Annotated in this window: 14 protein-coding genes; 10 read left to right on the top strand and 4 right to left on the bottom strand. The window is 62.8% G+C overall.

The annotated features are described in order from the left end of the window. The first annotated feature begins 33 nt into the window (after window positions 1-33). From rpsF to AF337_RS22740, 5 genes are all read left to right on the top strand, one after another. Window positions 34-501, top strand: coding sequence for a 30S ribosomal protein S6 (gene rpsF / locus AF337_RS22760; protein WP_003574183.1), 468 nt, complete (start codon window positions 34-36; stop codon window positions 499-501). Between the two features lie 14 nt (window positions 502-515). Continuing rightward, on the top strand, window positions 516-764 hold the full coding sequence (gene rpsR / locus AF337_RS22755; protein ID WP_003547038.1) for a 30S ribosomal protein S18: 249 nt from the start codon (window positions 516-518) through the stop codon (window positions 762-764). A gap of 148 nt (window positions 765-912) precedes the next feature. After that, window positions 913-1,899 carry a DUF2232 domain-containing protein gene (locus AF337_RS22750; RefSeq protein ID WP_049733921.1) on the top strand — a complete coding sequence of 329 codons (987 nt, stop codon included), beginning with the start codon at window positions 913-915 and terminating at the stop codon, window positions 1,897-1,899. A gap of 21 nt (window positions 1,900-1,920) precedes the next feature. Further along, window positions 1,921-2,499: a 50S ribosomal protein L9 gene (gene rplI, locus AF337_RS22745; protein ID WP_049733920.1), complete on the top strand. Its 579-nt coding sequence runs from the start codon at window positions 1,921-1,923 to the stop codon at window positions 2,497-2,499. Window positions 2,500-2,828: 329 nt separating this feature from the next. Beyond that, window positions 2,829-4,325, top strand: a complete 1,497-nt coding sequence (locus AF337_RS22740) for a replicative DNA helicase (protein ID WP_049734132.1) — start codon at window positions 2,829-2,831, stop codon at window positions 4,323-4,325. Between the two features lie 22 nt (window positions 4,326-4,347). On the opposite strand, the gene AF337_RS22735 is transcribed toward AF337_RS22740, so the two are convergent. The 3 genes from AF337_RS22735 to AF337_RS22725 all read right to left on the bottom strand — a co-directional run bounded on the left by AF337_RS22735 (window position 4,348) and on the right by AF337_RS22725 (window position 6,240). Beyond that, complete coding sequence (locus tag AF337_RS22735) at window positions 4,348-4,650, bottom strand: AzlD family protein (protein WP_049733919.1); 303 nt, start codon at window positions 4,648-4,650, stop codon at window positions 4,348-4,350. Then, complete coding sequence (locus tag AF337_RS22730) at window positions 4,647-5,351, bottom strand: AzlC family ABC transporter permease (protein WP_049733918.1); 705 nt, start codon at window positions 5,349-5,351, stop codon at window positions 4,647-4,649. Before AF337_RS22730 ends, AF337_RS22735 begins: the two co-directional genes overlap by 4 nt. Before the next feature lie 67 nt (window positions 5,352-5,418). Continuing rightward, complete coding sequence (locus tag AF337_RS22725) at window positions 5,419-6,240, bottom strand: AraC family transcriptional regulator (RefSeq protein ID WP_049734131.1); 822 nt, start codon at window positions 6,238-6,240, stop codon at window positions 5,419-5,421. Window positions 6,241-6,429: 189 nt separating this feature from the next. Between AF337_RS22725 and alr the strand changes: the two genes are divergently transcribed. Next, the gene (gene alr, locus AF337_RS22720) at window positions 6,430-7,596 is read left to right on the top strand and encodes an alanine racemase (RefSeq protein ID WP_049733917.1); all 1,167 of its coding nucleotides are present in this window, start codon (window positions 6,430-6,432) and stop codon (window positions 7,594-7,596) included. An 8-nt stretch (window positions 7,597-7,604) separates the two neighbouring features. On the opposite strand, the gene AF337_RS22715 is transcribed toward alr, so the two are convergent. Then, window positions 7,605-8,240 carry a LysE family translocator gene (locus tag AF337_RS22715; RefSeq protein ID WP_049733916.1) on the bottom strand — a complete coding sequence of 212 codons (636 nt, stop codon included), beginning with the start codon at window positions 8,238-8,240 and terminating at the stop codon, window positions 7,605-7,607. Between the two features lie 164 nt (window positions 8,241-8,404). On the opposite strand from AF337_RS22715, the gene radA reads away from it, so the two are divergent. From radA to AF337_RS22695, 4 genes are all read left to right on the top strand, one after another. Next, window positions 8,405-9,805: a DNA repair protein RadA gene (gene radA, locus AF337_RS22710; protein WP_049733915.1), complete on the top strand. Its 1,401-nt coding sequence runs from the start codon at window positions 8,405-8,407 to the stop codon at window positions 9,803-9,805. A gap of 90 nt (window positions 9,806-9,895) precedes the next feature. Next, entirely contained in the window at window positions 9,896-10,516 is a 621-nt protein-coding gene (locus AF337_RS22705; RefSeq protein WP_049733914.1) for a CvpA family protein, read from the top strand. A 149-nt stretch (window positions 10,517-10,665) separates the two neighbouring features. Then, window positions 10,666-12,156: an amidophosphoribosyltransferase gene (gene purF / locus AF337_RS22700; RefSeq protein WP_049733913.1), complete on the top strand. Its 1,491-nt coding sequence runs from the start codon at window positions 10,666-10,668 to the stop codon at window positions 12,154-12,156. Window positions 12,157-12,233: 77 nt separating this feature from the next. Next, a complete protein-coding gene (locus AF337_RS22695) occupies window positions 12,234-12,974 on the top strand; it encodes an SDR family NAD(P)-dependent oxidoreductase (RefSeq protein WP_049733912.1) in 741 nt (246 codons plus the stop codon). The last annotated feature ends 6 nt before the right edge of the window (window positions 12,975-12,980 follow it).

The raw sequence follows: 12,980 nt of genomic DNA, 5'->3' as shown, positions 1-12,980 counted from the left end.
GGTTGAACCAAACGCAAGAAAGGCAAAGCTGTCATGGCTCTTTATGAACATGTATTCCTTGCCCGGCAGGATATTTCCGCTCAGCAGGTCGATGCCCTCGTAGAACAGTACAAGGGTGTGATCGAAGCTAACGGCGGTAAAGTCGGGCGTATCGAGAACTGGGGCCTCAAGTCCCTCACCTACCGCATCAAGAAGAACCGCAAGGCGCACTACGCCCTGATGGACATCGATGCACCGGCTGCTGCCGTCCAGGAAATGGAACGTCAGATGCGCATCAGCGAAGACGTTCTTCGCTACATGACGATTGCCGTCGAGAAGCATGAAGAAGGTCCGTCTGCCATGATGCAGAAGCGCGACCGTGACGACCGTCCGCGCGAAGGCGGCCGTGGCCCGCGTGAAGGCGGCTTCGGCGATCGTGACCGCGGCCCGCGTCCGCCGCGTGAAGGTGGCTTCGGCGACCGTGAAGACCGTCCGCGCCGTCCGCGCGAAGACCGCGTATAAGGGAGATCTGAGATATGTCTGAAACTTCCTCCGCTCCGGTCCGCCGCCCGTTCCATCGCCGTCGCAAGACCTGCCCGTTCTCCGGCGCCAACGCGCCGCGGATCGACTACAAGGACGTACGTCTGCTGCAGCGCTACATTTCCGAGCGCGGCAAGATCGTTCCGTCGCGCATCACGGCCGTTTCCCAGAAGAAGCAGCGCGAACTCGCCCAGGCGATCAAGCGCGCCCGTTTCCTCGGCCTGCTGCCCTACGTCGTAGCCTGATAGAATATGTGACCCCCGGATTGCTGATCCGGGGGTTGCCTCCCTTCCGCGATGGGCGCGGATCGGAACTCTAAAAACCCATGTTGAGACGTTTCTGAATTCGATTCAGCAACATCCTCTAACTGCTTGATGAAGCAGGACAGCGACCTTGAACCGACCGAATCTTAAAACGCTGCTGATCGGCGCACTCGCCGGATTGACCGCCTTCCTGCTGATGCTGGGCGCGAGCATGCAGCCGTCGTTTTTCAGCGCGCTGCTCTATACGGCCTCGGCGCTGCCGATTCTGATCGTCGGGCTCGGCTGGGGCAATGCCGCGGCAATCGCCGCCGTCGTCACGGCAGCGGCGCTCGGCGCGGCTATCATTTCCCCCTCTTTCGCGCTGATCATGACGCTGGTGACGCTCTTGCCGGCCGGCTGGCTCAGCCATCTCGCCAATCTGGCGCGGCCCGCTTCCGAACTCGGCGGCCCGGATCATCTGCTTGCCTGGTATCCGCTCTCCGATATCCTGCTGCATCTCTGCGGCCTGGTGACGCTCGCCGTCATCGTCATCGGCGTGATGATCGGCTATGGGCCTGCGATCACCGACCAGATCGTCGATCTGCTGATCGCCTCGGTCAAGGAACAGCAGCCGGAATTCATGCCTGATCCGGCGGCGACGGCGCAGACCAAATCGCTGATCGTGCTGATGCTGCCGGCCGTGCAGGGCGGCATGTGGGTCTCTATGCTGTTTGCCGCCTATTATTTTGCCGTGCGCATCGTCGCAGCCTCCGGCCGCGGCCTTCGCCCGCGCGAGGACATTCCCTCGTCGCTGCGCATGAACCGCAATTCGATCTTCATCTTCCTCGCCGGACTTGCCGCCTGCTTCTTCGGCGGCGTGCCGGCGCTGGTCGGCGCGACGGTGATCGGCACTTTCGGCGCCGGCTTCATGCTTTCCGGTTTCGCCTCGCTGCATTTCCGCACGCGCGGCAAGGACTGGCGCCTACCGGCCCTCATCCTCAGCTACCTGGCCTCGATGCTCATGCTGCTGCCAGCTTTCCTCATCCTCGTTCTCGGTCTCAGCGATACGCGCAAGGCGATCGCGCTGACCCCGACGAAAGATGCTGATGCCCCCAAACAATCCGACACGAAAATCTGAGACACAGAAAGGTAAAAGAAAATGGAAGTCATCCTTCTCGAACGCATCTCCAAGCTCGGCCAGATGGGCGAAACCGTAAAGGTTCGCGACGGCTTTGCCCGCAACTACCTGCTGCCGCTCGGCAAGGCGCTGCGCGCCAACGCCGCCAACAAGACCCGCTTCGAAGCCGAGCGCGCGACGCTCGAAGCCCGCAACCTCGAGCGCAAGTCGGAAGCCCAGAAGGTCGCCGACGTTCTCGACGGCAAGTCGTTCATCGTCGTGCGCTCCGCCGGCGAAACCGGCCAGCTCTACGGCTCGGTCGCGGCCCGTGACGTCGTCGAAATTCTCGCCGCCGAAGGCTTCAACATCGGCCGCAACCAGGTTCACCTCAACACGCCGATCAAGGCGATCGGCCTGCACAAGGTCGAGCTGCAGCTGCATGCCGAAGTCGAAATCCACGTCGAGCTGAACGTTGCCCGTTCCGCCGAAGAGGCAGAGCGCCAGGCCAAGGGTGAAGAACTCACCTCGGTCGACGCCATCTACGGTGTCGACGAAGACGCCCTGCGTCCTGAAGATTTCTTCGATCCGGAAGCCGACGGCGTCGACGAAGACGAAGCATAATATCGCCGGAGCCATCCGCGTGAGGAAAGCCCGGCCTTAGCGCCGGGCTTTTTCGTTGGGGATGGTCGGGATGTTTTTGCTGCGTGCCTTATGGCATCGCGCTAAAATAGCATTCTCCGAAACGGATGGGCTGAGTCGGCGCCATGCCGTGTCGTGCGGGTGACACTGCCAGTATTTCTCCTGTGTGTCGTCCAGGACTGTGGAGAAGTCGAACAACGTGCACAGCGTTCAGGATTTCAGCGAAGCGGGCGCCTGCTCCTTTCGCAGCCTCTTGATTTTCGCGTCCGGAATTGCAAATCCGGAGCTGGAAAAAGACAGAACGGATGATGATGAACGACGCCGCTCGAAAGATTGCAGCTGTTGCTCCCTCGGAGCAGCATTATCGCGAAGCACCCAACAATATCGAAGCCGAGCAGGCGCTTCTGGGTGCCATCCTGATGAACAACGACGCCTATTACCGGGTATCGGACTTCCTGAAGCCGATCCATCTCTATGAACCGCTGCACCGGAAGATCTTCGAAGTTGCCGGCGATATCATCCGCATGGGCAAGATCGCCAACCCGGTGACGATCAAAACCTTCCTGAAGGCCGACGAGAAGGTCGGCGACATGACGGTTTCGCAATATCTGGCGAGCCTCGTCAGCAATGCCGTCACCGTCATCAATGCCGAGGACTACGGCCGGGCGATCTACGACCTGGCGCTGCGCCGGGCGCTGATCACCATCGGCGAGGATGTCGTCAACATCGCCTATGACGCGCCGCTCGACATGCCGCCGCAGTCGCAGATCGAGGATACCGAACGCCGCCTATTCGAGCTGGCGGAAAACGGCCGCTACGACGGCGGCTTCCAGGCCTTCAACGATGCGGTGGCGCTGGCGATCGACATGGCGGCCGTCGCCAAGGAGCGTGACGGCGGCCTTTCCGGCATTTCCACCGGCATCCATTCGCTGGATTCCAAGATGGGCGGCCTGCAGCGTTCGGACTTGATCGTCCTTGCCGGACGCCCCGGCATGGGCAAGACCTCGCTTGCCACAAATATCGCCTACAATATCGCCGCCGCCTACGAAGGCGAAGTCCAGTCGGACGGCAGCATGAAGGCGAAGAATGGCGGCGTCGTCGGCTTCTATTCGCTCGAAATGTCGTCGGAACAGCTTGCCACCCGTATCATCTCCGAGCAGACGGAAGTCTCCTCCTCGAAGATCCGCCGCGGCGACATCAACGATGCCGATTTCGAAAAGCTCGTCGCCTGCTCGATGATGATGCAGAAGGTGCCGCTCTACATCGACCAGACCGGCGGTATCTCGATCGCCCAGCTTTCGGCGCGCGCACGCCGTCTCAAGCGTCAGCGCGGCCTCGACGTGCTGGTGGTCGACTACATCCAGCTGATGACCGGCTCGGGAAAATCCAGCGACAACCGCGTGCAGGAAATCACCCAGATCACCACCGGCCTGAAGGCACTGGGCAAGGAACTCAACGTTCCGATCATCGCTCTGTCGCAGCTCTCGCGCCAGGTCGAAAGCCGCGACGACAAGCGGCCGCAGCTTTCCGACCTTCGCGAATCTGGCTCGATCGAGCAGGACGCCGACGTCGTGCTCTTCGTGTTCCGCGAGGAATATTACGTCAAGAACCAGGAGCCGCGCGACATCAACGATCCGAAATATCCGGAATGGGAAGCGCTGTTCGACAAGGTGAAGGGCACGGCCGATGTCATCATCGCCAAGCAGCGTCACGGGCCGACAGGCACGGTGAAGCTCGCCTTCCAGTCGGAATTCACCCGCTTTGCCGATCTCGCCGATCCTTCCTTCACTCACTACGAGGAACATTGACGCGGTTTCCCGCATCAATTCCTTAGAGGCCGACAGCCCGTAGCAGCGCAACCGTTATGACACCAATGGCGACGCTTACCAGCATCGGCAGACGGCGCGCGGCGATTGCCGTTGCCGCGCAGGCCAGGCTCTCCACCCAGCCCGCCGCAAAGGCGGTCGGGGCGATGACCGCCATCAGCACGGCCGGCGGAATGGCCTCGATCGCCGTTCTCCGCCGCTCATTCATCTCGACATGACGGATCAACAGGAGGCCGCTGACGCGGGTGAGCACAGTTGAGGCGGCCATGGCGAGGATGGCGATCATGATGTTGAGATCGAGGGTCATGCCGCCTGCTCCCGCGCCCTGCCCTGCCATAAGGCCGTTGCCAGCCCGGCCAGAGCGCCGGCGGCGATATACCAGACCCCCGGCACGAAATGGTGGACCGCAACGGATGCGGCACCACTTGCCGCAAGGACGGCGCCGGTTTCAGGCCCCTTCCAGAAACCCATAACGAGCACGATGAAGACCGCCGGAAAAGCGAAGTCGAGGCCGATGACCGCCGGATTGCCGAGAAAGGCGCCGAGCAGTGCGCCTGTCAGCGAAGAGCCGACCCAGGTGAGGTAGAAGGGCGTGACGATGCCGGCATACCAAGCCGGTGTCAGCCGCGTGGCTCCAGCGCGGAATTCCGCCATGGCCCATAGCTCGTCTGCGAGGAAGAGCATGGCGATATACCGTTTGACGCCGGAGAAGGACTGCATCTTCGTGCCGATCGACGCGCTCATCAGCACGTGGCGGATATTGACCAGCAGAGCTGCAAAGCCGACGCCGATCCAGCTTGCCGGATGGGTCCAGATGTCCATGGCGACGAATTGCGAACCGCCCGCAAAGACAAGCGCGCTCATCAGCGTCGTTTCCAGCGGGGAAAGCCCCTTGGTGGCCGCGACCGCGCCGAACACCAGGCCGATCGGCAACACGGCGACAACAAGCGGAAAAATGGCGCGCATTCCGGCAAGAAATTCGCCGGATGGCCGGCTGTGCTGCAACATGGGACCCTCCCGATTAAGATCGCGGAGGATTAGCCCAGCCCGCCATGGCCGTATTGAACGAAAGTGATCAGCCGGTGCGGAATTGGCCGGGGGTTACGCCCGTGCGTGCCTTGAAGTGCCTGGTGAAATGCGCCTGATCGGCAAAACCGCATTCGAGCGCAATATCGGCCGGCATAAGCCCCTGCCGCAGCAGTCGGCGGGCCACCTGAACACGCCGATCCGTCAGAAAAGCGTGCGGGGTGATGTGATATTCCTTGCGGAAGGCACGGATGAGGTGCGCGCGGCTCAAACCCGCCACTCCGGCCAGTTCCTCGAGGCCAACATCGCTGTCGAAGTTCTCGATGAGGTATTCGCGGGCGCGGGCCACCGCGCTTCGTTCCTGCGTATCGACAGGAACGATGATTGCGCTGCCGTGACGCGCAAAGATCGCTGCCAGCACGGAAAACATTCCCTCATCGGATTCCAGCGCGCCCGCCCCGCTCTCAAGCGTTCGATGGGCGGCGTGAAAGGCATTGGCGAGCTGTGGATCGCGTGGAAGCCCGCCGGAGAAAGAGGGCGTCGCATGGAAGGCCTTGCAGGTGACATCCTCCAGAATATCGACAAACAGTTTCATATCGGGATAGATCATCCGGTAGCGGTAGCCCTCGCCGCCCGGAGCGCCGTCATGGATGACACCGGGATCGATGAGATAAAGGTCGCCCGGGCCGGTTTCCTCCCGCCTGCCGCTGAGAGTGGCGATCTGGCTGCCGCTTTCTATCGCGCCGATGCTGAACGTGTCATGGGCATGCGGCGCATATTCATGCGTCAGGAAGGTGGCGCTCAAACACTCCATGCCGTGGAAGCGGCTATCCCGCCAGAAGCGGGCCGATTCCACGTTCGCAAGCGGCATGGCCTCCGCCGCCTCTTTTTGCGATACGTTCTGCATCCACCAAGATTATCGCGGAAGCCTGCACGCGTCTTGAACAAAAGTGATCCTACGACAGGCAAAGGGTGGTATGTGACCGCCTGTGCTTTCCCTTGGCCACAATGCTCTCTAGACTGGCCTAGGCGATTTCCTTCCATTAGTTCACGGCGATTCATGACAGATTTTCCCATCCCCTTTGAAGATGACGATCTTTTTGCTTCCGCCGGCCTGCGGCTGACCGTCGATCTGACTGCGCTGACGGAGAACTGGCGCGACATGGCGCGCCGCTCCGGTGGCGCGCGCGCCGCAGCCGTCGTCAAGGCGGATGCCTACGGCATGGGCATCGAGGATGCCGGTGAAGCGCTCTATATGGCGGGCGCCCGGGATTTCTTCGTTGCCACAGTCGATGAGGGCGTCACGCTTCGGCTTTATGCGCCCGAGGCGCGCATCTTCGTGCTCTCGGGCATATGGCCGGGCGCCGAGCGGCGCTTCTTCGAAAACGATCTGGTGCCGGTGATTTCCTCAGACGAGCAGCTCGCCTTCTGGATGGCGGTGCTTGCCGATTACGGCGATTACCCCTGCGCACTGCATGTCGATACCGGCTTCAACCGGCTCGGACTGCACATGGACGATGCGATTGCGCTCGCCGACGACGTTTCGCGGCCGGCGAGCTTTGCGCCGGTGCTGGTCATGAGCCACCTCGCCTGCGGCGACGAGCCCAGTCACGCGATGAACCGGCGGCAGCTCGAATCATTCCACAGGGTTAGCGCCGCTTATGAAGGCATCGATTCAAGCCTTGCCGCCTCGGCCGGCATTTTCCTCGGCGAGGATTATCACTTCGACCTGACCCGTCCCGGCATCGCGCTTTACGGCGGCGAAGCGGTCTGCGGCCTCGCCAATCCGATGCGGCCGGTGGCGACTGCGGAAGCGCGCATCATCCAGGTGCGCAGCGTCGAGGCCGGCGAGACCGTCAGCTATGGGCGGGCGCTGCAGCTTGGCCGCAAAAGCCGGCTGGCGATCGCTTCGGCCGGGTATGCCGACGGCTACATGCGCGGCCTGTCTAGCGGCGGCGTGCCGCTGCGCCAGGCGGTGCCGCAGGGCGGGCAAGGCTTCATCGCCGGGCACAGAGTGCCGGTTGCCGGCCGGATCACCATGGATCTGACGATCTTCGACATCACCGACCTGCCCGACAACGCCGTGCGCGCCGGCGATTATGTCGAGCTGTTCGGAAAGAACATGGCCCTTGATGACGTGGCGCGGGCGGCGGGCACGATCGGATACGAGATCCTGACCAGCATGGGGCTGCGGCACGAACGGCGCTATGTCGCCGACGAGGAATAGCTTCCCCGTCAGCGGCTGCTGAGCGCCAGCCGGACACCGAGCGCCAGAAAGAGCGCGCCGAGGCCGCGATCGAGCCATAGCCCGATTTTTTGATTATGCCTGAGCGCATCGGCAAGTCGTCCTCCGAGAAGGACGAGCGGCGGCTCGATAAAGGCGGCGACAACGATGATCAATCCGCCATGCAGCATGAGTTGAGCCCATGCCGGGCCTGCCCCATCGACGACGAATTGCGGCAGGAATGCCAGGAAGAAAATCGCCACCTTCGGATTGAGCAGCGACACCAGAATTCCCTGCCGGTAGATCTTCGACGCCGGCAACCTTTCACCGGCAGCCTTTATCAGGCCATTGCCGCCGCCGGCGCGCAGAGCCTGGATGCCCAGCCAGACGAGATAGGCGGCGCCGACCCATTTGACCGCGGAGAAGGCGACGGAAGAAGCGGCGAGCACGGCGGAAAGGCCGAGCGCTGCCATCAGAACATGCAGGCAGGCGCCGGACCAGACGCCGAACAGCGCGGAAAAACCGGCGCGTTTTCCGCCTCTCATCGTGTGACCGAGGATGAAGGCGATGTCGGGGCCTGGTGACAGGTTGAGCAGGACCGCCGCCGAGAGAAATGCAAACCAGTGCGCAAGCGAATAATCGAACATCTTCCACCGTTCAGGATGAGCAGAGCCAAAGCATAGGCACGGGAGGCGCTGATGGGAAAATCATTAGTTTTGATCCGTCGCGATAGCCATTATCTCAGGCACGACAATGATTCGATGAAGCGCACGTCTGCTTCACTCGAGACCCCGGACTGAAAGAGTATTTGATGGCCAAGGCCAGAACACAATTCATCTGCCAGAGCTGCGGCACGGTTCATAGCCGCTGGGCGGGCAAATGCGAGAACTGCGGCGAGTGGAACACCATCGTCGAAGAAGACCCGATGGGCGGGATCGGCTCCGGCCCCGGCAAGACGCCGAAGAAGGGCCGGCCGGTGGCGCTGACGGCGCTGTCGGGCGAGATCGAGGAGGCGCCGCGCATCCATACCGCCATGTCGGAGCTCGACCGGGCGCTCGGCGGCGGCTTCGTGCGCGGGTCGGCAGTGCTGATCGGCGGCGATCCCGGTATCGGCAAATCGACGCTGCTGATGCAGGCCGCCGCCGCCCTTGCGCGGCGCGGCCACAAGATCATCTACGTGTCCGGCGAAGAAGCCGTGGCGCAGGTCCGGCTGCGGGCACAGCGTCTCGCAGCCGCCGATACCGATGTGATGCTGGCGGCCGAAACCAATGTCGAGGATATTCTGGCGACGCTTGCCGAGGGCAAGCGGCCGGACCTCGTCATCATCGATTCCATCCAGACGCTGTGGAGCGAACTTGCCGAATCCGCGCCGGGAACGGTGACGCAGGTGCGCACCGGCGTGCAGGCGATGATCCGTTTCGCCAAGCAGACCGGCGCCGCGATGGTGCTGGTCGGGCATGTGACCAAGGACGGGCAGATCGCCGGCCCGCGCGTCGTCGAACACATGGTCGACGCCGTGCTCTATTTCGAGGGCGATCGCGGCCATCACTACCGCATCCTGCGCACGGTCAAGAACCGCTTCGGCCCGACCGACGAGATCGGCGTTTTCGAAATGTCGGACAGAGGACTGCGCGAGGTCGCCAACCCCTCCGAACTCTTCCTCGGCGAGCGTAACGAAAAATCGCCGGGTGCAGCGGTCTTTGCCGGCATGGAGGGCACGCGCCCGGTGCTGGTCGAAGTCCAGGCGCTGGTGGCCCCGACCTCGCTCGGCACGCCCAGGCGCGCCGTGGTCGGCTGGGATTCGGCCCGGCTGTCGATGATCCTGGCGGTGCTCGAAGCCCATTGCGGCGTCAGGCTCGGCCAGCACGACGTCTATCTCAACGTCGCCGGCGGTTACCGCATCTCGGAACCGGCCGCCGATCTCGCCGTCGCCTCGGCGCTCGTTTCCTCGCTTGCCGGTATTGCCCTTCCTGCCGATTGCGTCTATTTCGGCGAAGTCAGCCTGTCGGGCGCCATCCGGCCGGTTGCGCACACCGCCCAGCGCCTCAAGGAAGCCGAGAAGCTGGGCTTTTCCGCAGCATTGCTTCCGTCCGCCTCCGCCGAACTGCCGAAGGGTTCCGGCGGACGCTGGAGCGAAGTCGAAAGCCTGCCGGATCTGGTCGCGCGCATAGCCGGGTCGAAGGGGGCGTTGCGTGTGGAAGACGAGGTTTGATCCTTTCATTGCCAAGATTGGTGATGATATAGGAGGCACACGATAAGGCACGACACGGCCGCCACGCGGCAGTCCTGGAGTTGAATATACATGCCCATTACGATTTTCGACGGTATTGTCATCGGCGTCGTGCTCTTCTCCGCCGTGCTGGCGATGGTCCGCGGCTTTTCGCGCGAGATTCTCTCGATCGCAAGCTGGGGCGGCTCGGCGGCGGCGGCCTATTACCTCTATCCGTACCTGCTGCCCTATGCGAAGAAATACACCGATGACGACCGCATCGCGATCGTCGGTTCGGCAGCGGTCGTCTTCCTGATCGCGCTCATCGTCATCTCCTTCATCACCATGAAGATCGCCGATTTTATCATCGACAGCCGCGTCGGGGCGCTCGACCGCACGCTCGGCTTCCTGTTCGGGGCTGCGCGCGGCGTGCTGCTGCTGGTCGTCGCCGTCGCTTTCTGGAACTGGCTGGTCGATGTCGACCACCGCCCGGCCTGGGTCAACGAAGCGAAGTCGAAGCCCTTCCTGGATTCGATGGTCGTGAAACTCAAATCGGTTCTGCCGGAGCAATTTGCCCAGATGATACCGGCAAGCATCCGTGATAAGCTTCAGCCGCCGGCACAGGGCGGCGCTGAAGGCACCAATCCGCCGACCGGTGACCAGGCTCCGGCGGAAGACGCACCGACAGCGCCTGCACAGCAGCCGGCGAATTGACACAGTGTTCAAGAGCTTGACCCGCCTTCCGGCAATTGCCATTTGAGCGGGACGAAATGAGGGGTCCGGCCGGGCATTCCAGCTCCGCCGGGCTTCAGTTATTTCTGGAAAATGCCGATCCATTCTTGTGAGAGCAGAGGCCCGCAGAAATGAACCAGTCCCATTCCTTCCCGACCGACGATCCGCTCGACGGAGACACGCTGCATGAAGAATGCGGCGTTTTCGGAATTCTGGGACATCCCGATGCCGCCACACTGACGGCTCTCGGCCTGCATGCCCTGCAGCACCGCGGACAGGAAGCGGCCGGCATCGTCTCCTTCGACGGCAAGCGCTTCTACCAGGAGCGCCATATGGGCCTCGTCGGCGACCACTATACCAATCCGATGACGCTCGCCCGCCTGCCCGGCAGCATGTCGATCGGCCATACGCGCTACTCGACGACAGGCGAAGTGGCGATGCGCAACGTGCAGCCGCTTTTTGCCGAACTCGAGGAAGGCGGCATCGCCATTGCCCATAACGGCAATTTCACCAACGGCCTGACGCTGCGCCGCCAGATCATCGCGACCGGCGCCATCTGTCAGTCGACCTCCGATACCGAAGTGGTCCTCCACCTCATCGCCCGCTCCCGCCATGCCTCCACATCCGACCGCTTCATCGATGCCATCCGCCAGATGGAAGGCGGCTATTCGATGCTCGCGATGACGCGCACCAAGCTGATTGCCGCGCGCGACCCCACAGGCATCCGCCCGCTCGTGATGGGCGAACTCGACGGCAAGCCGATCTTCTGCTCGGAAACCTGCGCGCTCGACATCATCGGCGCCAAGTTCATCCGCGACGTGGAGAACGGCGAAGTCGTCATCTGCGAAATCCAGCCCGACGGCTCGATCAGCATCGATGCGCGCAAGCCCGGCAAGCCGCAGCCGGAGCGCCTCTGCCTGTTCGAATATGTCTATTTTGCCCGGCCGGACTCGGTCGTCGGCGGCCGCAACGTCTATACGACGCGCAAGAATATGGGCATGAACCTTGCCAAGGAAGCACCAGTCGAGGCCGACGTGGTCGTGCCGGTGCCGGATGGCGGCACGCCTGCTGCTCTCGGCTACGCACAGGAAAGCGGCATTCCCTTCGAATACGGCATCATCCGCAACCACTATGTCGGCCGTACCTTCATCGAGCCGACCCAGCAGATCCGCGCCTTCGGCGTGAAACTGAAGCATTCGGCCAACCGGGCGATGATCGAAGGCAAGCGTGTGGTGCTGGTCGATGATTCCATCGTGCGCGGCACGACCTCTCTCAAGATCGTGCAGATGATCCGTGAGGCCGGCGCGCGCGAAGTTCATCTGCGCGTCGCCAGCCCGATGATCTTCTTCCCCGACTTCTATGGCATCGACACGCCCGATGCCGAAAAGCTCTTGGCCAACCAGTATGCCGATGTCGAAGCCATGGCCAAATATATCGGCGCGGATTCGCTTGCCTTCCTGTCGATCAACGGGCTTTACCGCGCCGTTGGCGGCGAGGACCGCAATCCGGCCCGCCCGCAATTCACCGACCACTACTTCACCGGTGACTATCCGACACGCCTGCTCGACAAGAACGGCGAGTCGATGGGCAACAAGCTTTCGATGCTTGCCAGCAACGGCTGAGCCGCCGCTGCTTCAACCTTCCTTCCGAGGGGCTGTTGCGCCCCTCGCCTTCGCAAGCAAATCCGGAACCGGGGCAGATGAACATCAATCTTGAGGGCAAGATCGCGCTCGTTACCGGCGCGTCGCGCGGCATCGGCTATTTCACGGCGCTGGAACTGGCCAAGGCCGGTGCCCATGTCATCGCCTGCGCCCGCACGGTCGGCGGGCTCGAGGATCTCGACGATGCGATCAAGGCGGTTGGCGGCACGGCGACGCTGGTGCCCTTCGATCTGGCCGACATGAATGCGATCGACGCGCTCGGCGGATCGATCTTCGAGCGCTGGGGCAAGCTCGACATTCTCGTCGCCAATGCCGGCGTGCTCGGGGTCATTTCCCCGATCGGCCATATCGAGGCGAAGGTGTTCGAAAAGGTGATGACCGTCAACGTCACCGCGACATGGCGGCTGATCCGCTCGGTCGACCCGCTGCTCGCCCGCTCGGATGCCGGCCGCGCCGTCATCCTGTCTTCGGGTGCCGCCCACAAGTGCCGGCCCTTCTGGGGCGCCTATTCCGCGTCCAAGGCCGCCGTCGAGGCACTGGCCCGGACCTGGGCCGGCGAAAGCCAATCGACGCCGCTGCGCATCACCAGCGTCGATCCGGGCGCGACCCGCACCGCAATGCGGGCGCAGGCCGTACCGGGCGAAGATCCGCAGACGCTGCCGCATCCGTCCGAGGTCGCCAAGGCGATCCTGCCGCTCGTCGGTCCCGGGGTGACCGAGACGGGCAAGCTGTTCATCGTGCGGGAAAACAAGCTCGTCGATTACCGGCTGCCGGAGTAAGCCAGA

The sequence above is a fragment of the Rhizobium ecuadorense genome (assembly GCF_001187535.1).
Lineage (GTDB): Bacteria > Pseudomonadota > Alphaproteobacteria > Rhizobiales > Rhizobiaceae > Rhizobium > Rhizobium ecuadorense.
This window is presented reverse-complemented; position numbering and strand designations above follow the sequence as displayed.

Excerpts from the sequence above, each read along its gene's own strand:
- rpsF (WP_003574183.1), top strand. The coding sequence starts at position 34 with ATGGCTCTTTATGAACATGTATTCCTTGCCCGGCAGGATATTTCCGCT.
- rpsR (WP_003547038.1), top strand. The coding sequence starts at position 516 with ATGTCTGAAACTTCCTCCGCTCCGGTCCGCCGCCCGTTCCATCGCCGT.
- rplI (WP_049733920.1), top strand. The coding sequence starts at position 1,921 with ATGGAAGTCATCCTTCTCGAACGCATCTCCAAGCTCGGCCAGATGGGC.
- AF337_RS22740 (WP_049734132.1), top strand. The coding sequence starts at position 2,829 with ATGAACGACGCCGCTCGAAAGATTGCAGCTGTTGCTCCCTCGGAGCAG.
- AF337_RS22735 (WP_049733919.1), bottom strand. The coding sequence starts at position 4,650 with ATGACCCTCGATCTCAACATCATGATCGCCATCCTCGCCATGGCCGCC.
- AF337_RS22730 (WP_049733918.1), bottom strand. The coding sequence starts at position 5,351 with ATGTTGCAGCACAGCCGGCCATCCGGCGAATTTCTTGCCGGAATGCGC.
- AF337_RS22725 (WP_049734131.1), bottom strand. The coding sequence starts at position 6,240 with ATGCCGCTTGCGAACGTGGAATCGGCCCGCTTCTGGCGGGATAGCCGC.
- alr (WP_049733917.1), top strand. The coding sequence starts at position 6,430 with ATGACAGATTTTCCCATCCCCTTTGAAGATGACGATCTTTTTGCTTCC.
- AF337_RS22715 (WP_049733916.1), bottom strand. The coding sequence starts at position 8,240 with ATGTTCGATTATTCGCTTGCGCACTGGTTTGCATTTCTCTCGGCGGCG.
- radA (WP_049733915.1), top strand. The coding sequence starts at position 8,405 with ATGGCCAAGGCCAGAACACAATTCATCTGCCAGAGCTGCGGCACGGTT.
- AF337_RS22705 (WP_049733914.1), top strand. The coding sequence starts at position 9,896 with ATGCCCATTACGATTTTCGACGGTATTGTCATCGGCGTCGTGCTCTTC.
- purF (WP_049733913.1), top strand. The coding sequence starts at position 10,666 with ATGAACCAGTCCCATTCCTTCCCGACCGACGATCCGCTCGACGGAGAC.
- AF337_RS22695 (WP_049733912.1), top strand. The coding sequence starts at position 12,234 with ATGAACATCAATCTTGAGGGCAAGATCGCGCTCGTTACCGGCGCGTCG.